Genomic DNA, 23,681 nt, shown 5'->3' with positions numbered 1-23,681 from the left:
ATGGCGGGCGGCGATCCGATCCTGGCCGTGCGCGACCTGAGGGTGCGTTTCCGAACGCTCGACGGCGTGGTGGAGGCTGTCAAGGGCGTGAACCTGCAGGTGAACGCCGGCGAGACGGTGGCGATCGTCGGCGAGTCCGGGTCGGGCAAGAGTCAGACCATGATGGCGGCGATGAGCCTGCTCGCCTCGAACGGCAGCGCGACGGGCGCGGTCGACTATCGCGGACGCAATCTTCTGGAGCTTTCGAAGCGCGAGTTGAACCGCATCCGCGGCAGCCGGATCAGCATGATCTTCCAGGAGCCGATGACCTCGCTCGATCCGCTCTACTCGATCGGCAGCCAACTGATGGAGCCGATAAGGCGGCATCGCAAGCTCGGCGCGAAGGAGGCCAGGGCGGAGGCGATCCGGCTGCTGGACCTCGTCCGCATTCCCGACCCTCAGCGGCGGTTCAAGTCATACCCCTACGAGCTGTCCGGCGGCCAGCGCCAGCGCGTGATGATCGCGATGGCGCTGGCCAACAACCCCGACATCCTGATCGCCGACGAACCGACGACGGCGCTCGACGTCACCGTCCAGGCGCAGATCCTGACGCTTCTGGCCGAACTGCAGCAGAAGCTCGGCATGGCGATCGTCTTCATCACGCATGATCTCGGCATCGTGCGGCGGTTCGCGGACCGGGTCTATGTGATGCGGGCCGGGGAGGTCATGGAGGAAGGTGAAACCGAGCAAATCTTCGCCGAGCCCCGCCATTCCTATACGAAGATGCTGCTGGCAGCCGAGCCGAGCGGCCGCAAGGAGCCGCCGCCGAACGGTTTTCCGGTGATCCTCGAGGGCCGCAATGTCGAGGTGACGTTCAGCATCGGCGGCGGATTCCTGAGCGGCCCGCCGATGATTCTGAGGGCCGTGGACAAGGTCTCGCTCGCGCTGAGACAGCAGCAGACGATCGGCATCGTGGGCGAGTCGGGATCGGGCAAGTCGACGCTCGGTCGAGCGCTGTTGAGGCTGCTCCCCAGCGAAGGTGTGGTATGGCTGGGGGTGAAGGACATAAGCAAGGCCGACCGCGAGGCGATGCGGCCGTTGAGACGCCAATTGCAGTTGGTCTTCCAGGACCCGTTCGGATCGCTGTCGCCGCGCATGACCGTCGGGCAGATCGTCACCGAGGGCCTTCTGGTGCATGAGCCGGCGCTGTCGCGCGCCGAGCGCGACCGGCGCGCGGCCGAGGCGCTCCAGGAGGTTGGGCTCGATCCCGCCATGCGAAACCGCTATCCGCACGAGTTCTCGGGCGGTCAGCGTCAGCGAATCGCGATCGCCCGCGCCATGATCCTCAAGCCTCGGGTCGTCGTGCTCGATGAGCCGACCTCCGCCCTCGACCGGTCGGTGCAGAAGCAGATCGTCGAACTTCTGCGCAATCTCCAGTCGGCGTACGAGCTGTCATACCTGTTCATCAGCCATGACCTGGCTGTGGTGCGCGCCATGGCCGACTACATCATCGTCATGCGGCAGGGCAGGGTGGTCGAGCAGGGACTGACCGACGACATTTTCGACAACCCGCGCGAGGAATACACGAGGACGCTCATGGCAGCGGCCGTGGACGCGAAGCGCTTCCGGCTCGGCAAGCTGGAGCCTGTCGAACAAAGAAAATGAGACCCGGCAGGGGCAGGAACCGGGTCTCGAAAGCAAATCCATCTGGAATGCCCCGAAGCTACCCCTGGTCTGTAACGAGCCAATGCTACCCGAAGCAAAAATTGTAACCATAATGCAGGGTTGGGTTTGCGGGCGGTTGCTTGCGGAAGGTTTGTTGGAACGATAGGTTCGGCCCGGCGTTAGGGGCATTGTCACCACGGTAGAGGGATTTTTCGATGAAGAAGATTTTGCTCGTTGCGGCGCTCGCCGCGGGCGTAGCCGGTTGCACGCAGACCGAGAAAGGCGCCGCAATCGGCGGCCTGGGTGGTGCTGCTATCGGCACTGCGATCACAGGTGATGCAGGCGGTGCGATCGTCGGCGGCGTCGCCGGTGCAACTGCTGGCGCGCTGATCGGCAACGCGTCGGAGCCCGGCAAGTGCCGCTATCGCGACCGCTATGGCCGCGTCTACATCGCACGCTGCTGAGGGACCGGCTGATCAAGTCCTGGAGCGCCCGCCACCGGCGGGCGTTTCGCTTTCTACCGCCTCGTGAAGAAGCGATCGCTGCTTGTTCTGCATGGCGATTGACGCCTGCTTCGAGGCTCCTACCTCCCTGATGACTTGCTCTGGCCTCGCGCCGACACTGCTTGCCTTCGTTGTGCTTAAGGGGCTTGCGGGCGGAAGTTCACGCGTCGCCAAACCGGACGCAGAGGAGGTTCCAATGACATTTGACACCGAACCGCCGCGCCTCACCCCCGATGGTCGCCCGCAGGAACCGCGCCGGACCGGCGACGAGACCGACCGTAGCGATGAAGACTTGGTGGAGGACCCGGAGATCGCCGGAGACAACGGTGGTGGCGGCTATGCCAACACGGACGAAGGGAGGCCGGACGACGACGGTCTGGTCCGCGAGGGCGAGCAACGCGATCATCCGCTGGTGTAAGCGGCGCCATCGGAGCCTCTCGAATCCCAGCCCTTCTTGCTCAGCCCTTCTTGACAGCGACATGTCCGAGGGCCGCATGAAGGCCCTTGGCGAGCTTTGCGGTCTCGTCATGCCCCCAGAAATGCATGAAGAACAGCCTGGGCTGCTCGCCGAGCATATGATTGTGCAGGGCGGTGACCTCTATTCCGTTCTCTCGAAGCGCTCGCATGACGGGGTTCACTTCTCCGGCCGTGAGGACGAAGTCGCCGGTGGTCGCCGCCATGCCCGGGCCGGTGGGTTGGAAGTTGATCGCGATGGCCGAGCCCATTGCCGGCAGGATGGTGGCCCCGTCCTCCTGCACTGGGTCTGCGCGCGGAATCGAAACTTGATAGACAACCCCGCTCAGCTTTCCCTGGTACCCGAGCGCCTGGTCGATAGTTGAGGTGTCGAGATCGGATTTCTTGTCGGCCGCGGCAGGAGCCGAAGTGGAGGCAGTCGTCAGTTCGATGGGCGTGCCGCTCATGGCAAGCGCCTGATGGAGCGTCCTTCCGAGGCCGACGGCGTCGCCGTGGCCACGCACATGCATGTACATGGTTGCAGGCTCTGACCGTAGCAGATGATTGTGCAGGGCAGTGACTTCCACACCGCTCTCGATCAAGGACGTCATGACCGGGGTGACTTCATCTTGCGTAAGGACGAGGTCACCCATGACCATGGCGTCCTTGTCGCCCATTGGCTGGAACGCGAGCCAGGAACCCAGCGCAAGTGCCGGTCTGATCTCGATCCCGTCCAACTGGACCTTCAGGTCCGAGCGTGGCAGCCCGACCCGGTAGATGCCATCCGTGACGGCCCCTTCCTTGCCCAAGGCCTGGGAGACCGCATCCCAATTCGGGTCGGCATGTACAGGCAGGACGGGTGCGAGCGCGAGGATGGTCGCGGTCATAAGACGGATTGCGCGCATGGAGATGACTCCTCGTCATCAGCTTGGGAACCGGCGGGAGACCTCAGACCGGCGGATCATTTGGCTGCGCCTGGCGCGGGTCGAGGAGGCTTTGAGACCGGCCTCCCGCGAAATTCAGGATCAGCCGGATGATAACACGCCTTCTGAGAGGCTGCGGGGCCACAGCCGTTCAATTTTTCCCGCTTCGCCACCAGTCCTTTAGGCCAAGAGAACGCGCAGAAAGCCCGCCGGTCTCTGTGTCCGGCGGGCTTGATCGCTTCTGTCAGCGAACGAATTCGTCGATACGGCGAATGGTGACACGGCGGTTTCGCCAGTCCTCGTTGGGCGTTTCGATCAGCAGGAAATCCTCGCCATAGCCGACCGTTTCCAGCATCCGCGCCGGCACGCGGAATTCGCGCACAAGAACTCTCTTCAGCGATTCTGCCCGGCGCTCCGACAGGATCTGGTTCGACTCACGCGATCCGACTGCATCCGTATGGCCCTCGATCAGGAAACGCGCACCACGCCGCCGGCGCGACAACTGGTCGAAGGCGTTTGCGATTTCGCGCAGCTTGCGGAACTCCGAGCGGGGAATCTCGGCCGAACCGAATTCGAAATTGATTGCCTGGATATCGATCGAGGGTGCGGAGCGGCGCAAGTCCGGACGACGCCGGAACTCCTGAATGGTCACGCGCTCTTCGGGGCGCACGCGCCGCCGCGGCGCTGCATCGAGCCGGCGCATGATCTCGCCCGAGGAGGGACCGGGGCGCTCTTGCGCCATCGCCAGCCCCGGCGCGGCAATCGCCATCGCAACACCCGTCAGGAAAAAGCGGCGGTTCATGTCATGTCTCCTTCTTAGCACCGACGTAGGAGACGCGAGCTATCAGCCGATTCCTGAAGGCGAGGTGAATGCTGCGGTTGGCTGGCGTTCAAGATCCTTGACGCCGAGAGCAGGCACTCTCGTGCCGGCCTTGGGCCTGATTAAGAGGATGACGAACGAGCAAGATGATACAGCCTGCAAGGGCGCGCCAACTTCGACTTGAGAACAAGCGTGAGAAATCCGAGGGGTAGTGAGAGGGCGTGGAAGTAACCCTCTGTGAACGATCCGAGACATAGGCGACGTTTCGTACCGGCCACATCGACTTCTGCATCCTGGCTAATAATATGACCAAGCAGATAGGCTCGAAGTACGGCGTCGATCGGAAAGCAATGGCGCACTCTCTCCGTATCGATCTCGTTACGGTAGCAAGGCACTTTCGGTTTGCCGGTTGACGTTGGTAACCAAGGGTGGTAAGCAAATCGTATTGGCGATACTTGCGCCACCCACCATGAGAGCAAGCATGCGCTTCAGCCATTTCTCATCATCAAGTCGATCGTCGTCCTAACAGGACGTGACGACTTGCGTGCGGAAGGTGGCGCTCAATGGTGGGCAACCGGTCCTGAACACCGGGCTATCCCGAAAGGATAAGGGTTCGATTCCTTCACCTTCCGCCAATCCTACATGGTAGGTTGGCCGAGAGGAAATGCGCTCGGTTGCTAACCGAAGGCCAACCGCAAGGTTGCATAGGTTCGATTCCTATACCTACCGCCACCCATCCCGGCCACAGAGCCGGGTTTAATCTTTCGGGAGAAGATCGGCGACCATCCGTCGTCACTGCCTGTGGTCGCATCTGCATGCACCGCAAGAAGATCAATATCTCGACCGTGCTCGCAGGCCAGAGGCTCGGAATCACCGAAGTCGACGACGCCATTTGGCTCGTCTCCTTCATGCACTATGATCTTGGATACATCGACCTCGAACAGAGGACCTCGCAGATCATCGACAACCCATTCGGCACGAGGTTGTCACCCATGTCTCAGGTACAGACTGTTACCTATGTCCCAGGGTCGTACATGATTTTTCTGGTCGGAGTGGCAGGATTTGAACCTGCGACCCCATCGTCCCGAACGATGTGCGCTACCAGACTGCGCTACACTCCGCGACCAGACGGGCGGCTTATAACCGCCCTCTTGCTCCCCTGCAAGGCCGAAATCGCCTTACCCAATCAGCATTCCGGCGTCGTGGAAAGAGCCTCGGGAAGGATCGCAAGTCGCTGTCCAAAAACGCCTTTTGATCGTTGCCGGCGCGGAGGTAAGCTCCGTGTGCCGGCGCAATCGGCGACGTTTAACGATCGCTCACCTGCCAGCGCGGATTTATCCACGGTTTCTGGTTGGACGGGGCGAGCGGCTGGCGGCCGAGGATGTGATCGGCGGCCTTCTCGCCCGTCATGATCGAGGGCCCATTGAGGTTGCCGTTGGTGATGCGCGGGAAGATCGAGGAGTCCGCCACGCGCAAGTCCTCCACGCCGATGACGCGGCATTCCGGGTCCACCACGGCCATGGGGTCGCTGGCCTTGCCCATGCGACAGGTGCCGCTCGGATGCAGGGCGCTCTCGGCGTGGTCGCGAATGAAGGCGTCGAGTTCCGCGTCGGTCTGCACATAGCTGCCCGGCGAAATCTCCTTGCCGCGGAAGGGGTCGAACGCAGCCTGGCCGAATATCTCGCGGGTCAGCCGGATGCAGTGGCGGAAGTCGGCCCAGTCGTCGGGATGCGACATATAGTTGAAGCGGATGACCGGCTTTTCCTTGGGGTCGGGCGAGCGCAGCGTCACCGTGCCGCGTGATTTCGAGCGCATCGGGCCGACATGGGCCTGGAAGCCGTGCGACTTCGCCGCCGACTTGCCGTCATAGCGCACGGCCGCCGGAATGAAGTGGAACTGGATGTCGGGATAGTCGACCCCGGCAGCCGAACGCACGAAGGCGGCCGATTCGAAATGGTTCGTGGCGCCCAGGCCACTCTTGAAAAGCATCCACCGTGCGCCGATCAACGCCTTGGACCAGGGGTTGAGCACGGAGTTCAGAGTGATCGGCTTGATCGATTCCTGCTGGATGTAGAGTTCGAGGTGATCCTGCAGGTTGGCGCCGACGCCGGGGCGGTCCGCGACGACGGCGATCCCATGGTCCTTCAGGTGCTGCGCAGGGCCGATGCCAGACAACATCAGGATTTTCGGCGAATTGATCGACGAGGCCGCAATGATGACCTCGCGCTTGGCGCGGACGACCTCGATCTTCCCGCGAGTTTCGATCTCGACTCCGACGGCGCGTAGATTCTCGATCACCACCTTTCGAGCGAAACCATTGACCAGTCGAACGTTCTTCCTCTTCAGGGCGGGGCGCAGATAGGCATTGGCCGTCGACCAGCGGCGGCCGCGATGGATGGTCTGCTCCATCGGCCCAAACCCTTCCTGCTTGGAGCCGTTATAGTCGTCGGTCAGTTCGAAGCCGGCCTCCCGGCCTGCATCGACGAAGGCGGCGTATAGTGGATTCTTCCTAGTGCCCCGCTGAACGTGCAGCGGCCCGTCCGTGCCACGCCAGCCGTCCTCGCCGCCATGGCTATGCTCCATGCGCTTGAAGTAGGGCAGCACGTCGGCATAGCTCCAGCCGGTGGCGCCCTGCTCGGCCCAGTGGTCGAAATCGCGCGCATGGCCACGCACATAGACCATGCCGTTGATGGAGGAGGAGCCGCCCAGCACCTTGCCGCGCGGCGTGGCGAGCACGCGCCCGCCCAGATGCGGCTCGGGCTCGCTGGCAAATCCCCAGTCGTAGCGCGGCATGTTGAGCGGGATCGAAAGCGCCGACGGCATCTGGATGAGCGGCCCGATATCGGTGCCGCCATATTCGATGACGATGACGCTGTGCCGCCCGTCTTCGGACAAACGGTAAGCCATGGCCGAGCCCGCCGAGCCCGAGCCTACGATAACGAAGTCTGCTTCAAGCATTTTCTATATGACGTTGGAAATCCTGGAGAGAGACATTGCCGCCACTGGCGACGACCAGGACGGTTTTGCCGGCCACATCGACGGGACCCGCAAGCAGGGCCGCGAGCGATGCAGCACCGGACGGTTCGAGCACGAGCTTCAACTTCTCGAAGGCGAATTTCATCGCGCGCCTTACCGACGCATCGCTCACGCTAAGGCCGCGGACCCCGGCTGCCTGCGCGGCTGCAAAGGGGGCCACGCCGGGACGGCGCGCCATGAGGCCGTCGCAGATCGAGGGGACGCCGAGCGGCACCGTGACGATCTCGCCTTGCGCGAGCGATTGTCCCATGCCGTTGAAGCCTTCGGGCTCAACGCCGTAGAGCGCAGTCTCGGGCGAAATATAATGGAAGGCGAGCGCAACGCCGCCGATCAGCCCGCCGCCGCCGATCGGGCAGAACAGCAGGTCTGCCTTGGCCTTGCGGCCGGCCAACTGGTCGAGAGCCTCCAGCCCCGCGCCACCCTGGCCCGCTACGATCTCCGGATCGTCGAACGGGTGGAGGAGAATGAGGCCTTGCTCGGCAGCGATCTGTCTCGAGCGCTCAGCGGCCACTTCTTCGCGGGCCCGTTCGCCATGATTAGTGAGGACGACGGTTGCTCCATAGCTTGCGGTCGCCTCGCGCTTGGCTGCCGGCGCGTCGATCGGCATGACGATCGTGACGGGGATGCCGAGCGCCTGTCCACCCGCGGCAAGCCCCTGCGCGAAATTGCCCGAGGAGTAAGCCACGACCCCGCGCCCGGCATCCTCGGTCGACAGTTGCTTCAGCCGCCAATAGGCGCCGCGCACCTTGAATGAGCCGGCCCATTGCAGCGATTCCGGCTTCACGAACACGCGCGCCGCGCCAGTCTCACGCGCCAACGCCGGCGACTCCAAGAGCGGCGTGACCTGCGTCGCCTGAGAGGTTTCGGCGTAGGCGCGCCTCAGGTGCTCGAGATCCGGGATCATTTCGCCCTCAGGCTTTCGTAGGAGATCATCACGCGCTGGGCGTAGGCCGGGCGCGTAGTCAGCCGGTCGTAATAGGCGCTGAGGTGCGGCGTGTCGGCGCGCTCGAAATCGAGCGTGAAATAGCGGTAGAGCAGCGTGCCTACGAGGATGTCCGCGAAGCAGATGCTTTCGCCGCCGAGATACGGGTCAACCTTGGCAAGACGCTCGTCGAGAATGGCGGCAAGCCCCTCCATGCGCTGCTCGGCGGCCGCGATGGCGGCCAGATCGCGCTTCTCGACGGGCACGCCGACCAGCGGCCAGAACAGCCCGGTGAGCAGAGCGGGTCCAAACGTGGTCTTGATCCATTCCGCCCACATGTCGAGCGGCGCGCGCCTGGCAGGATCGGACGGCCAGAACTGTTCGCCGCCGTATCGCGCGCCGAGGTAGCGGACAATCGCGGCGCTTTCGAAAAGGGTCAGGTCGCCCTCCTGGAGGACCGGAACCAGACGATTCGGGTTCATCCGCCGGTACTCTTCCGTGTCGGTGCGGCCGAACTTTCCGCCGGCGTCGATGCGCTCATATGGGACGCGAAGTTCGGTCAGCGCCCAGACGACGATCTGGACGTTAGACGAGGTGTCGCGTCCCCATACCTTGATCATCCGAACCTCCCTCCGGGAGAACGGCTGCCGTCGATCGGCAGTGGTTGAGAGCCATTGCAGGTTCTCCAGGTCATGACGCTGCGAGCATCCTCAACTTGGTTTCGACATAGTCCTCGACCAGGGCCGCCGCAGTCAGCGGACGGGGCAGGCCGTCGCGCAGCGCGCGGCGAATGTAGAGGCCGTCGATCATGGCTGCGATCGCTTCAGCCATCCGCTCGGCCTCAGGCCGCGGCACCAGGTCGATCAGGCCGCTCATCAGGTTCGAATAGAGCCGGCGGCTGTAGACCCTAAGTAGGCGCCGTAGCGGCGCCGATTTCTGCGCCTCGACATAGAAGGCGAGCCAGGCGTGCACGACCTCCGGCCGGAACTGCCCGACGGCGAAGTTGACCCGAATGATAGCGGTGACCCGGTCGCGCGGAGTCTCCGCCGCATTGAGCGCCCCAACCGCGTCGCGGCCGAGATCGGTGAGCAGGTGCCGCATCGTCGCCTGGATCAGATCGTCCTTGGCCCCGAAATAATGGTGGGCCAGCGCGGAGGAGACCCCAGCGCGGTTCGCGATCTCGGTCATTGTGACGTCGAGCGAACCACGGTCGCCGATCGCTGAGATCGCCGCATTGATGAGCGCCTTGCGGCGCAGAGGTGGCATTCCGACCTTGGGCATCGAACTTTCTCCTTCTGCCAATCTATTTTTAATTGAGTGATCAATCAATAAAAATCCTGCTCCGCTGGGAGCCGGCGCAGGCGGATGGTAGATACAATGATTGGCAATGACCGGCGGAGCCTTCTTTCGGCAACTGGTGCAACGACCCGCGATTGGCTTCCATTCGATTCTGACGCAGAGTGCGAGGCAAGGAGACCGCCATGACCGCATGCATCGTTGGCTGGGCGCATACGCGTTTCGGCAAGCTCGAAGGCGAGACGCTGGAGAGCCTGATCACCCGTGTCGCGGCCGACGCGATGGAGCATGCCGGGATTGGCCCCGACGATGTCGGCGAGATCGTGCTCGGCCACTTCAACGCAGGCTTCTCGCCGCAGGATTTCACGGCAAGCCTGGTGCTGCAGACGGACGATCGGCTCCGCTTCAAGCCGGCGACGCGGGTCGAGAACGCCTGCGCGACCGGCTCGGCGGCGGTACGGCAAGGCATAAGGGCCGTCGAGGCGAGTCCGGCCAAGTTCGTGCTCGTCGTCGGTGCCGAGCAGATGACCACCACGCCCGGGCCGGAGATCGGCAGAAACCTGCTGCGGGCCTCCTACCTGCCGGAGGACGGCGACACCCCGGCCGGCTTTTCGGGCGTGTTCGGCAAGATCGCCAGCGCCTACTTCCAGCGCTACGGTGACCAGTCCGACGCGCTGGCCATGATCGCCGCCAAGAATCACCGAAACGGCGTCGACAATCCCTACGCGCAGATGCGCAAGGACCTCGGCTTCGAGTTCTGCAGGCAGGAGAGCGAGAAGAATCCCTATGTGGCGGGCCCGCTGAAGCGCACGGATTGCTCGCTGGTGTCGGACGGCGCGGCGGCGCTGGTGCTGACCGATGCGACTACCGCACTTTCCATGCGCCGGGCCATCGCCTTCCGCGCCAACGAACACGTGCAAGACTTCTTGCCGATGTCGAAGCGCGACATCCTGCTGTTCGAGGGATGCGAGGAAGCCTGGACGCGGGCGCTGAAGTCGGCCGGCGTGACGCTCGACGACCTCTCCTTCGTCGAGACCCATGACTGCTTCACGATTGCCGAACTGATCGAATACGAGGCTATGGGGCTTGCGCCGCGAGGGCACGGCCCCAGGGTCGCGCTAGAAGGCCAGACCGACAAGGACGGGCGACTTCCCGTCAATCCTTCCGGGGGCCTCAAGAGCAAGGGCCATCCGATCGGGGCGACCGGCGTTTCGATGCATGTGCTGACTGCAATGCAGCTTGCCGGAGAGGCCGGCGGCATTCAGGTGAAGGACGCCAAGCTCGGGGGCATCTTCAACATGGGCGGTGCGGCGGTCGCCAACTATGTCTCGATCCTGGACCGGATCAGATGAGGCACTCCGCGGTCGTGACCGGTGGTGCGTCAGGCATCGGCAAGGCTGTGGTCAAGCGGCTTTTGGAAGACGGCTGGCCGGTGGCGGTGGTCGATTCGGACAGGGCTGCGCTTGCCGAGGCCGAGGCTGCCTTCTCGGACGAGAACGCGATTTTCCTCCTCGCCGACGTCACCGACGATGATGAAATCGCCGATGTGTTCGACCAGGCCGTGGACAGCCTGGGGCTGATCGGCGGGCTGGTGAACTGTTCCGCGATGGCTCGGGATCTGCCCGTCGAAGAGACCAGCGCCGAGTTCTTGCGGCAGATGCTCGACGTCAACCTGGTCGGATCCTTCATTACGTCGCGAGCAGCCCTCGAGCGCATGGGGGAGAGCCTCGCGATCGTCAACATGGCTTCCGTCTCGGGCATGCGGGCGGATCGCGGCCGCGCCGCCTACGGTGCGTCCAAGGCCGGGCTGAAGCTGATGTCCGAGGTCCTCGCGCTTGAGTATGGCCCGGCAGGCGTGCGGGTGAACTGCGTCGCCCCGGGGCATGTCGAGACCTCGGGTGTGTCACGGCTATATGCGGCAGAGCACCGCAGATCCTGGCTGAAGGGCGTACCGCAGGGCCGATATGGCGAGCCGGAGGAGATTGCCGCCCCGGTAGCCTTCCTGCTGTCGCCCGAAGCAAGCTATATCAACGGCCACACACTGGTCGTCGACGGCGGGTTCCTGTCAGCCGGCGTCCTTGAAGACAGGTAACGACAATATGCAATCTGGAATGTCCGTGGCCGCAAGGCTTGCCGCTGCCCTTGCGGCCGGCGTTATGGTCGTGTCGATGACGGTGGCTAATGCGTGGGCGCAGAGCACCGCGGCAGAGCTGACCGCCGCCTTCTGTGCGACGCGGATGGCGGGGAACGACACGGAGGTGAAGCCACTGCTCACGCCGGCCTTGCTGAAGCTGGTCGAGGAGGCGGAGCAGCGCAGCCGGGCCATCGCACAGGCCCAGCCAGACGAGAAGCCTCCCTTCGGCGACGGCATCCCGTATCAGTCCTTTCCGGACAAGCCCGACACCTGCGTACCGGACGAGCCGGTTGCAAAAGCCGGAATCACCGAAGCGCCCGTGACCTATGCGATCGCTGCCGCGCCTGAGGCGAGTTGGACCGACACGCTGATCCTTACTCTTGTGGAAGGCAAGATGCTGATCGACGACATTCGCTTCCCAGGCGCGGCGGATGGCGGCGACTCCTACACCTTGCGAGAAATCCTGAGCGACGCGTTCGATCAGTAGGCGAGACCGTCCGGTGCGTCGCCTTCATCGGCTGAGGCCTCCCAGGATAGGGAAAGGCGGCCGAAACCCGGGATCTTCAGTGCCGGGTCGGCGAGATCCACGCCGGCCACGAGGCCCATGAAGTGCAACTCCAGGCCGCTGACCGCGCCCACGGCAAAGCCGAGATAGCCGCCGAGCGTGGCGTGGACGTCCCAGCCCGGGCGCGACCAGGTCAGCGACGCCCATCCGGGCGCATAGTCGCGGCCCGCCGCATTGGGCGGCATCCTCGCCCCGAGTTCCGGCACTGCGGCGACCACGTGGGCGACGAAGCTATTCGAGTTCGGTCCCGGCCAGATCTTGTAGTCGCCCGGGTGGGAGAAGGGGTAGCTCTTGATAGCAGCTTCCACGCGGGCCAGGAGTTTCTCGGCCCGTTCGCCCGAGACCTGGCCTATGATCGTCGGCATGTTCGAATACCAGCGCCCGTCCGGCGGATAGGCGTTGTGGCGCACCGGCGAGCCCCATCCCACCTTGTCGTAGCGCTGGTAGGTGTCGGCGCCCACCGCCTTGGTCACGATCCAACTATGGACCGAGAGAGCCCCCTTAAGTCCACCGGTGCGTGCCGCCAGAATGTAGATGCGTGCCCCCCGGTCGGATTTCGGGTCGGGCAGAAGGCCCGTCGCCTTCCAGTCCGCCTCGCGCCAGGAAGAAGGTCGATCCTGCATCGCCCACCAGCCGATTGCGGCGACTGCCGGCATGATGAAGACCAGGAACACAAACAGGACGAGCAGAAACGCGAGACGCATCTGGCGAAGCACGGAGGTTTGGCGCATTACGGAGGTGACGCCCTTGCGTACAGTGCAAGTCATATTGGTGGTGAAATCATGGCGAATCCCATTTTGATCGAAGTCCTGCGCGGGCAGATCGTGGAAAGCAGGCATCGCGGCGCAATGGCCGTCGTCGACGCCGGCGGGAAGATGGTGCTCGAGATCGGCGAGGTGGACCAGCCGATCTTCCCCCGCTCGGCGGTGAAGTCGATCCAGGCGCTCCCGCTGGTCGAGAGCGGCGCGGCCGACGCCTACGGCTTCGGCAACAGGGAACTGGCGATGGCCTGCGCCTCGCATTCGGGCGAGCCGGCGCATGTGGAGCGGGCGGCCTTCATGCTGGGCAAAGCCGGGCTGGACGAGTCGGCGCTCGAATGCGGCGTCCACTGGCCGTACGACCACGAGTCGTTCGTGGCGCTTGCGCGCTCGGGGAAAGAGCCGAGCGGCCTGCACAATAACTGCTCCGGAAAGCATTCGGGCTTCCTCTGCACCTGCCGGCATCTCGGGATCGAGCATCGCGGCTATGTCGCCTATGGGCATCCCGAACAGGAACTCGTGCGGGAAGCGATGGAAGGCGTCACCGGCGCGGTGCACGGTCTGGACAATATGGGCACGGACGGTTGTTCCATCCCGACCTATGCGGTGCCGATCCGAAGCCTCGCGCTCGGCTTTGCGCGAATGGCGACAGGGCAGGGGCTTTCACCGCTGCGGGCAGAGGCCGCCAAACGGTTGCTTGCGGCCTGCATGGCTGAGCCGGTCTTCACGTCGGGCACCGGCGAGGCCGACACACGGCTGATGGAGGCGGCACCCGGACGCATCTTCGTCAAGATTGGGGCGGAAGGGGTCTATTGCGCCGCGCTGCCGGAACTGGGACTGGGTATTGCGCTGAAATGCGACGATGGAGCGGGGCGCGCCGCGTCCGCTGTGATAGCTGCCGTGCTTGCCCGGCTGCTGAAGCAGGATGAGGAGCTAGCGCGCAAGATATGGGCGCTGGCAAATCCGCCGGTGCTGAACCGAAGGGGCGTCACCGTTGGCGTGATCCGCCCGGCCGGGCCGCTGGCGGAAGGCGTCTGAAGATAGAGGAATCCGCCGAGGCTGCATCAACTGAGTGAGCGCGGCTGCTGGTTCACCGGCTCAACTCACATGGTTGCGCTCGACGGTGAGGTGTCGATAGTCCGCGCCACCGGAACGAGCCAGGTCGGCGGTCACGGGATCGCTCCAGCGGTAGCCGACAATTGCGCCCGCCTTGGCCCCTTCGACGACATTGTCGGTGATGACGGCCGAGCCGGAGCCCTCAACGACGCTGACCGCGAACCCCGTTCCTACCTCCCGCACCACGTTGCTCGTCGCGGTCACATTGCGCATGTAAAGACCCCAGCCGAGCATGATGCCGTAGAGCGGCGCCGCCTCCACGACATTGCCGACGACCGTCGTGTCGGCTTCCACCGAGATGCCGACGCCGAAGCCGGGCGGGTCAGAGGGGTAGGGGCCAGAGGTCAACAGGTTGCGCACGATATTGCCACTGACCACCGCTAGCCGCCCGCCCTCGTTGTAGTTGACCACGTGTATGCCGTTGGCGGCGCCGTCCACCGTATTGGCGCTGATCACCGCGCCCTGGAAGGCGAACTCGGCGTAGATCGCCGTCTCGCCGCTGCGCACGCAGATGTTGTTGTTGATGTTGATGTCGCCGGAGCTGTTGGCGCGAATGGCTGAGAAGGCGCAGTCGGCGACCGAATTGGCGGAGACGATCACCTTGTCGGCGCGGAAGACGTTGATGCCGTTCCCGTAGGGGCCGGTGCCGCCTCGCCTTGCCGCGATCCGCTCGACGCGGTTGCCGGTGACCATGGTGAAATCGTCGGCCGCCTGCCACCGATGCACCAGGATGCCGCCATTGGCGCAGTCGAGGACCGAGTTGCCGGTGATCTGCAGCCGCCCGGCCTCCACCGAGTAGAGTCCAGCTTCGGCGGCGCCGGAGATGATCGATCGCTCGATGCGGCCCGAGACGGTCTCCAGCGCCAATCCGTTGCTGCCGCTGCCGATGACCTGGCAGTTGTCGACGACCAGATGAGCCACCCGCCGGAAGTCGCCGAGCCCTTGCGCATAGTCGGCGATCCAGCGGTTTGCTCCGTCGAGCACGAGCCCGGTGAGTTCAATGTGCTGGGCGTTCTCCGCCATGAGAAGATAGCCGTCGCCGCCGTAGAGGATACGCGTCGCCCCGGGCACTCCGGCGAGCCGCACTTTCGGCGGCAGCTTGATGTTCGAGACGAGATAGGTGCCAGGCGGCAGGAAGACCGGCGCCTCGGAGGCCGCCGCCCTTTCGAGCATGCGCGAGAAGGCGTGGCTCTGGTCGTCGAGCGTGCCGGGAGCCAGGCCGTACTCGGCGGCATTGATGGAGCCTCGAAGGGAGGCGAGTTCGATGGTGGTCGGCGCGGGCGAGGGCTGGGCGGCGGCGAGGCCGGTGGCGGCAAGGCTGGCCGAGCCCGCCAGGAATGCGCGTCTGTTCAGCATCGGCACGGGTTTCCGGTTGCCCGTTCAACAAAGCATGATCCGTGCCAGAGGCCGGATGAACGTTATCATGTTGCCGGCCCGCCAGCGAAGGCATAGGCTGGCGCGATGAGCAGAGCTTTCACGCGTCAAGACGACAACGAGAACGTGCTGGCCGACATCGGAGAGCGGCCGGTCAGCCCGCATCGCAATCTCGTCACCGAGACCGGCCTGGCGCAGATCGAGGCCGCCCTTGCGGAGCTCCGCGAGCAACTCGGCGAGGCCGAGCGGTCGGCCGACCGCGAATACATTGCGCGCGTTTCACGGGACCTGCGCTACTGGACGGCGAGGCGCGAAACAGCGGAGCTTTCCGTGCCGGAGCCGGATTCGGACGTGGTGCGCTTCGGCATGACGGTGACCTTGGAGGGGCCGGACGGCAAGCAGCACACCTGGACGATCGTCGGCGAGGACGAGGCCGACGCGTCGCAAGGCAAGATCAGCCACGTCTCGCCGATGGCGCAGGCCCTGTTCGGCAAGGGGGAAGGGGAGATCGCGACGGTCAACGGCAAGGAATGGGAGATCGTGGCGATCAAGGCCGGCTGAGGGCTGATGCAAGCGGAAGCTATCTAGCCAGTTCGCGATATTCCGATTGATACTTCCTCATCCGCTTACGCGCCGTTTCGAGCTGACGCGAAGCCGCTCTTCCGCAGCGTCGTCCTTGCCCGCAAGCGCCTCGAGAGCCGCAGTATACCGATCCATAACGGTACGGGCAGCTTCGACCTGCCTGATGTCCTTCACGGTTTTGCTGGTCATTGAGAGCGATCCCAATCGTCGGCGCTCACAATACCACGTGACTCTACATCAGGCGACGGTCAGGAGTTAGGCGTTTGCCAACCTCTCCAACAACCTCTCCGCCGCTTCCGGAATGACCGTGCCGGGCGGGAAGATCTCTGTTGCACCTGCGGCGCGGACCGCATCGTAATCCTGGGGCGGGATGACGCCGCCGGCCACGATCAGGATGTCCTCGCGGCCGAGTTTCTTCAGCGCTTCCTTAAGCTCGGGGACCATAGTCAGGTGGCCGGCCGCCAGAGACGACGCGCCGATGATGTGGACGTCATGCTCATCCGCGAGCTTGGCGACCTCCTCCGGCGTCTGGAACATGGCGCCGACGGTCACGTCGAAGCCCAAGTCGGCGAAGGCGGTGGCGATCACCTTCTGGCCGCGGTCGTGGCCGTCCTGTCCCATTTTGGCAACCAGGATGCGCGGCTTCGAGCCGGTCGCCTTCTCGAAGGCCTTTGCCTTGGTATGGACGCGGTCGGCGACTTCGTTCTCGCCGATCGACTGGCGGTAGACGCCTGAAATCGTCTGTACCTCGGCGACATGCCGGCCGAAGGCTTTTTCCAGCGCCAGCGAGATCTCGCCGACCGTCGCTTTCGCCCGGGCGGCGCGGATCGCGAACTCGAGCAGGTTGACGTTGCTTCGGGCGGCTGAGGTCAGTTCGTCCAGCGCCTTCTCGACCGCCTGCACGTCGCGCGTGCCCTTCAGTTGCTGCAGTTTTGAGAGCTGGCGGGCGCGCACCTCGGCATTATCGATCTTCAGGACGTTGACGTCGATCTCCCTGTGCGGACGGTAGGCGTTCACGCCGATCACCTGCTGCTCGCCGGAATCGATGCGCGCTTGCGTGCGTGCGGCCGCCTCCTCGATCCTGAGCTTGGGAATACCCTTCTCCACGGCAGCGGCCATGCCGCCGAGATGCTCGACCTCGTCGATGTGCCCGAGCGCCTTCTCGGCGAGGTCCTGCGTCAGCCGCTCGACGAAGGCCGATCCGCCCCAAGGGTCGATGAAGCGGGTCGTGCCGGACTCTTTCTGCAGTATGAGTTGGGTATTGCGGGCGATGCGTGCCGAATGGTCGGTCGGCAGCGCCAGCGCCTCGTCGAAGGAGTTCGTGTGAAGCGACTGGGTATGGCCTTGCGTGGCCGCCATCGCCTCGATCATGGTACGCATGATGTTGTTGTAGGGATCCTGCGCGGTGAGCGACCAGCCCGAGGTCTGGCAGTGGGTGCGCAGCGCCAGGGACCGCGGGTCCTTCGGCGAAAAATTTTTCTGCATCAGCGCCGCCCAGATCAGGCGGGCGGCCCGCAGCTTGGCGACTTCCATGAAGAAGTTCATGCCGATCGCCCAGAAGAAGGAGAGGCGAGGCGCGAAGCGGTCGATGTCTAGATCGGCGGCCACGCCGGCGCGTGCATATTCGATGCCGTCGGCGATGGTGTAGGCGAGTTCCAGGTCCGCCGTCGCCCCGGCCTCCTGCATGTGGTAGCCGGAGATCGAGATCGAATTGAACTTCGGCATGTTGGCCGAGGTGTAGGAGAAGATGTCCGACACGATCCGCATCGAGGGTTTCGGCGGATAGATGTAGGTGTTGCGGACCATGAACTCCTTGAGGATGTCGTTCTGGATGGTGCCGGCGAGGTCATTCTGGGCGACGCCCTGCTCCTCCGCCGCGACGATGTAGAGCGCCATGACGGGCAGGACCGCGCCGTTCATGGTCATCGAAACGGTCATTTCGCCGAGCGGGATGCCGTCGAAGAGCTGGCGCATGTCGAGGATGGAGTCGATCGCGACCCCCGCCATGCCCACATCCCCCGCGACCCTCGGGTGGTCGCTGTCGTAGCCGCGATGGGTGGCGAGGTCGAAGGCGACCGAGAGACCCTTCTGGCCCGCCGCGAGATTGCGCCGGTAGAAGGCGTTCGACTCCTCGGCGGTCGAGAAGCCGGCATATTGCCGGATCGTCCAGGGCTGCTGGACGTACATTGTGGGGTAGGGGCCGCGGACGTAAGGCGGAATGCCTGGCCAGGTGTCCAGCCCCGGAAGGCCGGCGAGATCGGTTTCGCCGTAGAAATGCCTGATCGCAAGTCCTTCGGGAGTGGTCCAGACGGCGCTGTCCTTTGCGGGTGCGGCAAGCTTCGGCCGCTTCCAGCCGATTTCAGAAAATTCTGGGATCATGCGTCTGTGCCGACCAGTTCGTCGATGCGCGCCGAATCGAGCCTGCGGCAGAACACCGTGCCGTCGCTCGGAGGCTCGCGGCGGGCGCTCGGCAGGGTCTCGAAAGGCGGCTGTTCGGCGGTGGGAAACAGGGTCGTTCCGACGATAGCGCGCCTGGCGGCCCTGTATTCGACGGAGCGCTGGTCGCGCGCCTCGATGATGCGGCCCTGCAGCAGGCCCGCTTCCAGGCTCCTGAGCAGCCCACCTTCGCGCTCGATCTTCTGGAACTCGGCCCACCCAGCTTCGCAGAGCGTGTCGGTCAAGGACTCGATGCTGCCCGAGCCGGCGACCGGATCGGCGACGAAGTCGATGCGGCTTTCGCGGGCGAGCACCAGTTGGGTATTGCGCGCGGCCCGGCGCGCGAAGTGTTCCGGCAGTCCGTGCGCAACCGTGTAGGGAAGGACCGAGATGGAGTCAGTTCCGCCGACACCGGCCGCGAAAGCAGCAAGGGTAGTGCGGAGAATGTTTGTCTCGGGATCGCGCGACGTCATCATCCGGTACGAGGTCTCGGCATGGATTATCGCTCGTGCCGGCCTTGTCGATACGACCTCCTGCACTCGCTGCCACAGCAGTCTGAGCGCCCGGACCTTGGCGATGCCCATGAACTGGTCCTGGTCGATGCTAAGCGCGAAGCCGATATAGGGCGCGGCATAGATCAGGGCCTGCCGTGCCTCCTCGAACAGGCGCAGATGCGCCACTCCGCCCGCCAGCACGGCCCCGAGTTCCTGCGTTTCGGTGGCGCCGGCATTGTGGAACACCCGCCCGTCAGCCTCCAGCAGGACACCTGGAACGCCCATCGCGAAGAAGTGAGCGAGCGATTGCGGCATCGAGGCCTGCAGCGCCTCGATCGACATGCGCAAACGCCCGGTGCCGGCGAACACCGCGGCGGAATCGATGCCGAATGAAAGATTGAGCTTCGCGGGATCGACGCGCTTCTCCATCAGGAAGGCGACAAGGCGATCTGCCATTGCCCGGCTGGACGGATGGGCATCGACCCGCAGGTGGATCCTGTCGAGCGGAATGCCATCGAGAACTCGGTTCAGCGTGTCGGGTTGGTCCGGCAGGCCGTAGCCGAAGGCGTTCGGGGCGCCTTCGAAGATGAGCGCCAAGCCGGTCGCGCCGTTCTCCACATCCTCACGTGCCTGGCGGTTGGCGCGATCCGGGTCGGTGTCGTCGCAGCGCTGGACAATGGTCCAGGGCAGAGCCGGCTTTCGGCGGGACAGCGGGACGGGGTTTTTTCGACGCTCCTCGATCGGGCTGATGCGCAAGCCGCCATCGGTGCGGCCGACCATAGATTCCTCGAACGACGCGCCGGCGAGCGCCTTCTCGGCCAGAGCAGCCCAGCGCGACCGGTCGGCGGGAGGAAACCCGGACTCCTGGATAAGGTCGTGGAGGTTCATGCTCGTCACTCCTCCCAGGCGGTAGCATCATGAGAGATGATCGCGCCGGAAATCCGTGGGGACCGCCTCGATTGCCAAACCGCGGACCCAAGCGCAAGCCCGACAGAAGTCTGGCATATCGCTGCGGCAAGATTGTAGCATCATGGCCCGCGGCCTTATACCAATGGCGAGCCGCATAATACCGCGACGCGCGGAAACGGAGTATCGCGAGTCATGACCGACGGTGCCATTTTCCTCGGCGCAAGCCGCAAGCCGGACGACACCTACCAGCGGCCTGAGCAGCTTCTCCTCAAATATGCAAACCGCCACGGGCTGATTACCGGCGCGACCGGCACGGGCAAGACGGTATCCCTGCAGGTCCTGGCCGAGGGATTCTCGAATGCCGGCGTTCCGGTGTTCTGCGCCGATATCAAGGGCGATCTATCCGGAATTGCCATGATAGGGGAGGCCAAGGACTTCCTCACTAAGCGCGCCGAGGCAGTTAAGTTCGAGCCATACGAGTTCCAGGAATTTCCTGTGATCTTCTGGGATCTTTTCGGCGAGCAGGGCCATCCGATACGGGCCACCGTGTCGGAGATGGGGCCGCTTCTCCTGTCGCGGCTGATGAACCTCACCGAAGCGCAGGAGGGCGTCATCAACATCGCCTTCCGCATCGCCGACGAGGAGGGGCTCCTTCTCCTCGACATGAAGGACCTGCAGGCGCTGCTGGCCAATCTTGCCGAGCGTGCCGACGAGATCTCGGCCCGTTATGGCAACATCACCAAGGCCTCGGTCGGCGCGATCCAGCGGAGCTTGCTTATCCTCGAACAGCAGGGCGCCGGTCATTTCTTCGGCGAACCGGCGCTGCGCATCTCCGACCTGATGCGCACGACCCGGGACGGGCGCGGAGCGGTCAACGTGCTTGCTGCCGACAAGCTGATGATGAACCCGCGCCTTTACGCGACCTTCCTGCTCTGGCTCATGTCGGAACTGTTCGAGGAGCTTCCGGAAGTCGGCGATCCGGACAAGCCGAAGCTGGTGTTCTTCTTCGACGAGGCGCATCTGCTTTTCGACGGAGCGCCCAAGGCTCTTGTCGACCGCGTCGAGCAGGTGGTGCGGCTGATCCGGTCGAAGGGCGTCGGCGTCTATTTCGTTACCCAGAACCCGCTCGACATTCCGGAGACGGTGCTTGCGCAACTCGGCAACCGCGTCCAGCACGCGCTTCGCGCCTATACGCCGCGCGAGCAGAAGGCCGTGAGGACGGCGGCCGACACCTTCCGCCCCAATCCGGATTTCGACTGCGCCACCGCGATCACTCAACTGGGAGTCGGCGAGGCGCTGGTTTCCACGCTGGAGGAGAAGGGCATCCCCTCCATGGTGCAGCGGACCTTGATGCGGCCTCCCGCATCGCGCGTCGGGCCGATCACTCCCGAGGAGCGGCGCAAAATTATCCAGGAAAGCCCAGTCGCCGGGCAGTACGACCAGATAATCGATCGAGAGTCGGCGTTCGAGATCCTGAAGCGCTCCGCCGAGCGGGCGCATAGCGCCGAATCGGATGCTGCGGCGCGTGAAGGCGAGCAGAGCGGCCGCTCGCGCTGGAGCCTGCCCGATTTCGGCGATGCAGATCGCTATGGAGACGGCGGGAAGCCACGGCGCACGCCGGCGCCGCGGTCCTCGAATCGACAGACGGTAACGGAGGCCGCGATCAAATCGGTGGTCCGTTCGGCCGGGTCCTCGCTCGGGCGAGCGCTTGTCCGCGGCATTCTGGGCTCGCTGAAGAAGGGGTTTTGAGGAGGCGCGTCCAGGCCAGTGGGACCCGCCTCGGGCGACCTGGTGGTTGGCGAAAAGGCGCCCGGCCCTCGCACCACGCGTATGGCGGGCCATTGCGTATACACCATGTGCCCCCTCACCCCGCCTCCGCTTCGCTCGGCGGCCCCCCCGGCGGGGAGAGGAGATCGCCGAACTCGGCGCGTTCCCTCTTCTCCCCAACTGGGAGAAGGTGGCCGCGAAGCGGCCGGATGAGGGGGTAATCGACGATTTGCGATCGCACCGCTCCCAAGGGCAGAGATGTCCGGATGGCAAATGAGAGACAGCAGCCCTAATCGGGAGAGCTCAGGCCTATACGTAAACGGTCACGCGTAGCCGGCGCCGGCCGTCACCATGATCGGGGTTTGATCCGGAACGCGGTCGTAGAGATCGATGATGTCCTGGTTGATGAGTCGCACGCATCCGGACGAGACCGACTTTCCGATCGACCACCATTCCGGCGAGCCGTGCAGGCGATAAAGCGTGTCTTCGCCGTTCTGGAAGATGTAGAGGGCGCGCGCACCGAGCGGGTTTTGCGGCCCGGCCGGCATGCCGCCCTCCCACTCGTTCTTTCCCGGAATCTGCCGCGCACGGTAAGGCTCGAGGTTGGGCTGACGGGCGATCATCTCCTCCGGCGGGAACCAGCGCGGCCAGGCCTGCTTCCATTGGATGACGCCGCGGCCCGACCACTCGAAACCCTCGCGGCCGAGGCCGACGCCATAGCGGATCGCCTGTCCGCCCTCGCGGACAAGGTAGAGATGATGCGAAGAGGTATCGACGACGATCGTTCCCGGAGCCTCGCCGGTCGGATCCGGGACGACCTGGCGCAGGAATTGCGGATCGATCTTGGTGGTCGGGACGCCCGGAAGTTCGAACCCGCCATCCTCGATCGGAGCATACATCATGGCATGGCTGCCGAACTCGACGATTTCTGGCTGCGGCGGCGCAGGTTCGACGAATCCCGCGACGCGCGGCGCCGATGCGCAGGCCGAGAGCGCAAGCGAGGTGGCTCCGGCGGCAGCCGCTCCCAACAAGCCACGGCGCGAGATCAATAGGCTGGTCGAGGGTTCGATCGGCATGCTTGTTCCATCCTCATCGGCCAACCGGCAGGAATAAGGCAGGCGGCGTCAAATAGGTCTGCAATGTTGGACGGAGATACACGGTTCCCCGCGGACGGGCGATGAGTCAAATGTACGCTGAGCCATTCGTGGCAAATGCGCCACAGATAGTCAGGCGGTGAGAAGTCCTTCGAGTGATGGGAGAATGAGCGCCGGCTCGAAATCGCGATACTCATCCGGTTGGCCGGACCGGTTAATCCAAACGGTGCGGAAACCGAATTTCGTCGCACCTGCCACATCCCAGCGGTTGGAGGACTGGAACGAAACCGCATTGGGGTAAAGGCGCCAGCCCATGGTCACGAGGTCGTAAACGGCGGGATCGGTTTTGAACCGTCGGACGGGATCGACCGAAAACACCTCGTCGATCACGCCATCCAGGGCGGCCGATTTGACGGCTGCGGCGAGCATGGCCGGCGAGCCGTTCGACAGGATCGCCAGCCGGGCGCCGGAGGCTTTTAGTCCCTTCAATACGTGCGGCACTTCGGGGTAGCAGTCGAGGGTCCAGTAGGCGGAAAGGAGATCCGCGCGGAGCGAGGCGTCGCCAATCTTAAGACTGGCGAGTGCGAAGTCGAGCGCCTGTTCTGTGAGCGACCAGAAATCCTGGTAGGCGCCCATCATGGTGCGGATCCAGGAATATTCCAGTTGCTTGGCGCGCCAGAGCTCGGAGAGACGCTGCGCGTCAGGGCCGATCCGCTCGGCTTGCCGGCGCACCGCAGCGTGCACATCGAACAAGGTGCCGTAGGCATCGAAGACGTAGGCCGTGTGGCGCATGCTTCTTGGTCCTCCAACGCTTCTTCGGAATCAAGAACGAATTGGCTCTGCCGTGAGTTGTGG

General features: G+C 64.3%; 22 protein-coding genes and 2 tRNA genes. 10 read left to right on the top strand and 14 right to left on the bottom strand.

Annotated features, from left to right (window positions below):
* The 3 genes from HUI96_RS06135 (at position 1) to HUI96_RS06125 (ending at position 2,565) form a co-directional block, all read left to right on the top strand.
* The gene (locus HUI96_RS06135) at positions 1-1,644 is read left to right on the top strand and encodes an ABC transporter ATP-binding protein (protein WP_188253771.1); all 1,644 of its coding nucleotides are present in this window, start codon (positions 1-3) and stop codon (positions 1,642-1,644) included.
* Positions 1,645-1,859: 215 nt separating this feature from the next.
* Positions 1,860-2,108 carry a glycine zipper domain-containing protein gene (locus HUI96_RS06130; protein ID WP_188253770.1) on the top strand — a complete coding sequence of 83 codons (249 nt, stop codon included), beginning with the start codon at positions 1,860-1,862 and terminating at the stop codon, positions 2,106-2,108.
* 235 nt (positions 2,109-2,343) lie between these two features.
* Positions 2,344-2,565 (top strand): hypothetical protein, encoded by a 222-nt coding sequence (locus tag HUI96_RS06125; protein ID WP_188253769.1) that lies wholly within the window; start codon positions 2,344-2,346, stop codon positions 2,563-2,565.
* A 40-nt stretch (positions 2,566-2,605) separates the two neighbouring features.
* On the opposite strand, the gene HUI96_RS06120 is transcribed toward HUI96_RS06125, so the two are convergent.
* Positions 2,606-3,505, bottom strand: a complete 900-nt coding sequence (locus tag HUI96_RS06120; RefSeq protein WP_188253768.1) for a DUF1259 domain-containing protein — start codon at positions 3,503-3,505, stop codon at positions 2,606-2,608.
* A 262-nt stretch (positions 3,506-3,767) separates the two neighbouring features.
* On the bottom strand, positions 3,768-4,325 hold the full coding sequence (locus HUI96_RS06115) for an OmpA family protein (RefSeq protein WP_188253767.1): 558 nt from the start codon (positions 4,323-4,325) through the stop codon (positions 3,768-3,770).
* A gap of 662 nt (positions 4,326-4,987) precedes the next feature.
* Here HUI96_RS06115 and HUI96_RS06110 point away from each other — a divergent pair.
* Positions 4,988-5,075 (top strand) — tRNA-Ser (locus HUI96_RS06110).
* A 312-nt stretch (positions 5,076-5,387) separates the two neighbouring features.
* Here HUI96_RS06110 and HUI96_RS06105 read toward each other — a convergent pair.
* The 5 genes from HUI96_RS06105 to betI all read right to left on the bottom strand — a co-directional run bounded on the left by HUI96_RS06105 (position 5,388) and on the right by betI (position 9,582).
* A tRNA-Pro gene (locus tag HUI96_RS06105) sits at positions 5,388-5,464 on the bottom strand.
* Positions 5,465-5,648: 184 nt separating this feature from the next.
* The gene (gene betA / locus HUI96_RS06100; RefSeq protein ID WP_188253766.1) at positions 5,649-7,301 is read right to left on the bottom strand and encodes a choline dehydrogenase; all 1,653 of its coding nucleotides are present in this window, start codon (positions 7,299-7,301) and stop codon (positions 5,649-5,651) included.
* Positions 7,294-8,283, bottom strand: coding sequence for a threonine/serine dehydratase (locus tag HUI96_RS06095; protein ID WP_188253765.1), 990 nt, complete (start codon positions 8,281-8,283; stop codon positions 7,294-7,296). Before HUI96_RS06095 ends, betA begins: the two co-directional genes overlap by 8 nt.
* Positions 8,280-8,921, bottom strand: coding sequence for a glutathione S-transferase family protein (locus tag HUI96_RS06090; RefSeq protein WP_188253764.1), 642 nt, complete (start codon positions 8,919-8,921; stop codon positions 8,280-8,282). Before HUI96_RS06090 ends, HUI96_RS06095 begins: the two co-directional genes overlap by 4 nt.
* A 70-nt stretch (positions 8,922-8,991) precedes the next feature.
* On the bottom strand, positions 8,992-9,582 hold the full coding sequence (gene betI, locus HUI96_RS06085) for a choline-binding transcriptional repressor BetI (RefSeq protein ID WP_188253763.1): 591 nt from the start codon (positions 9,580-9,582) through the stop codon (positions 8,992-8,994).
* 200 nt (positions 9,583-9,782) lie between these two features.
* On the opposite strand from betI, the gene HUI96_RS06080 reads away from it, so the two are divergent.
* From HUI96_RS06080 to HUI96_RS06070, 3 genes are read left to right on the top strand one after another with little or no spacing between them, the layout of a single operon-like run.
* The gene (locus tag HUI96_RS06080; RefSeq protein WP_188253762.1) at positions 9,783-10,949 is read left to right on the top strand and encodes an acetyl-CoA acetyltransferase; all 1,167 of its coding nucleotides are present in this window, start codon (positions 9,783-9,785) and stop codon (positions 10,947-10,949) included.
* Complete coding sequence (locus HUI96_RS06075) at positions 10,946-11,689, top strand: SDR family NAD(P)-dependent oxidoreductase (protein ID WP_188253761.1); 744 nt, start codon at positions 10,946-10,948, stop codon at positions 11,687-11,689. Before HUI96_RS06080 ends, HUI96_RS06075 begins: the two co-directional genes overlap by 4 nt.
* A gap of 19 nt (positions 11,690-11,708) precedes the next feature.
* Positions 11,709-12,218 (top strand): hypothetical protein, encoded by a 510-nt coding sequence (locus tag HUI96_RS06070; RefSeq protein ID WP_188253760.1) that lies wholly within the window; start codon positions 11,709-11,711, stop codon positions 12,216-12,218.
* On the opposite strand, the gene HUI96_RS06065 is transcribed toward HUI96_RS06070, so the two are convergent.
* Entirely contained in the window at positions 12,212-13,000 is a 789-nt protein-coding gene (locus HUI96_RS06065; RefSeq protein WP_188254156.1) for a DUF3750 domain-containing protein, read from the bottom strand. The two genes, HUI96_RS06070 and HUI96_RS06065, sit on opposite strands and share 7 nt — an antisense overlap.
* A 78-nt stretch (positions 13,001-13,078) precedes the next feature.
* Between HUI96_RS06065 and HUI96_RS06060 the strand changes: the two genes are divergently transcribed.
* Positions 13,079-14,092 (top strand): asparaginase, encoded by a 1,014-nt coding sequence (locus HUI96_RS06060; protein ID WP_188253759.1) that lies wholly within the window; start codon positions 13,079-13,081, stop codon positions 14,090-14,092.
* A 60-nt stretch (positions 14,093-14,152) separates the two neighbouring features.
* On the opposite strand, the gene HUI96_RS06055 is transcribed toward HUI96_RS06060, so the two are convergent.
* Positions 14,153-15,526 (bottom strand): TIGR03808 family TAT-translocated repetitive protein, encoded by a 1,374-nt coding sequence (locus tag HUI96_RS06055; protein WP_188253758.1) that lies wholly within the window; start codon positions 15,524-15,526, stop codon positions 14,153-14,155.
* Between the two features lie 105 nt (positions 15,527-15,631).
* Between HUI96_RS06055 and greA the strand changes: the two genes are divergently transcribed.
* Complete coding sequence (greA, locus tag HUI96_RS06050; protein WP_188253757.1) at positions 15,632-16,105, top strand: transcription elongation factor GreA; 474 nt, start codon at positions 15,632-15,634, stop codon at positions 16,103-16,105.
* 57 nt (positions 16,106-16,162) lie between these two features.
* Here greA and HUI96_RS06045 read toward each other — a convergent pair whose 3' ends face one another.
* From HUI96_RS06045 to HUI96_RS06035, 3 genes are all read right to left on the bottom strand, one after another.
* The gene (locus tag HUI96_RS06045; RefSeq protein WP_188253756.1) at positions 16,163-16,315 is read right to left on the bottom strand and encodes a hypothetical protein; all 153 of its coding nucleotides are present in this window, start codon (positions 16,313-16,315) and stop codon (positions 16,163-16,165) included.
* A 66-nt stretch (positions 16,316-16,381) separates the two neighbouring features.
* Positions 16,382-18,505, bottom strand: a complete 2,124-nt coding sequence (gene scpA / locus HUI96_RS06040) for a methylmalonyl-CoA mutase (RefSeq protein WP_188253755.1) — start codon at positions 18,503-18,505, stop codon at positions 16,382-16,384.
* On the bottom strand, positions 18,502-19,944 hold the full coding sequence (locus HUI96_RS06035; RefSeq protein WP_188253754.1) for a methylmalonyl-CoA mutase subunit beta: 1,443 nt from the start codon (positions 19,942-19,944) through the stop codon (positions 18,502-18,504). Before HUI96_RS06035 ends, scpA begins: the two co-directional genes overlap by 4 nt.
* A gap of 213 nt (positions 19,945-20,157) precedes the next feature.
* Between HUI96_RS06035 and HUI96_RS06030 the strand changes: the two genes are divergently transcribed.
* Positions 20,158-21,714: a helicase HerA-like C-terminal domain-containing protein gene (locus HUI96_RS06030; RefSeq protein ID WP_188253753.1), complete on the top strand. Its 1,557-nt coding sequence runs from the start codon at positions 20,158-20,160 to the stop codon at positions 21,712-21,714.
* A 341-nt stretch (positions 21,715-22,055) separates the two neighbouring features.
* On the opposite strand, the gene HUI96_RS06025 is transcribed toward HUI96_RS06030, so the two are convergent.
* Both HUI96_RS06025 and HUI96_RS06020 read right to left on the bottom strand, forming a co-directional pair.
* The gene (locus HUI96_RS06025; RefSeq protein ID WP_188253752.1) at positions 22,056-22,808 is read right to left on the bottom strand and encodes a L,D-transpeptidase; all 753 of its coding nucleotides are present in this window, start codon (positions 22,806-22,808) and stop codon (positions 22,056-22,058) included.
* Positions 22,809-22,958: 150 nt separating this feature from the next.
* A complete protein-coding gene (locus HUI96_RS06020) occupies positions 22,959-23,618 on the bottom strand; it encodes a haloacid dehalogenase type II (protein WP_188253751.1) in 660 nt (219 codons plus the stop codon).
* Positions 23,619-23,681: the final 63 nt, after the last annotated feature.

It is taken from the genome of Pseudaminobacter soli (ex Zhang et al. 2022) (assembly GCF_014595955.1).
Taxonomy (GTDB): domain Bacteria; phylum Pseudomonadota; class Alphaproteobacteria; order Rhizobiales; family Rhizobiaceae; genus Kumtagia; species Kumtagia pseudosoli.
Note: the sequence above shows the minus strand (reverse complement) of the source record. Positions and strands in the feature narration are given on the sequence as shown.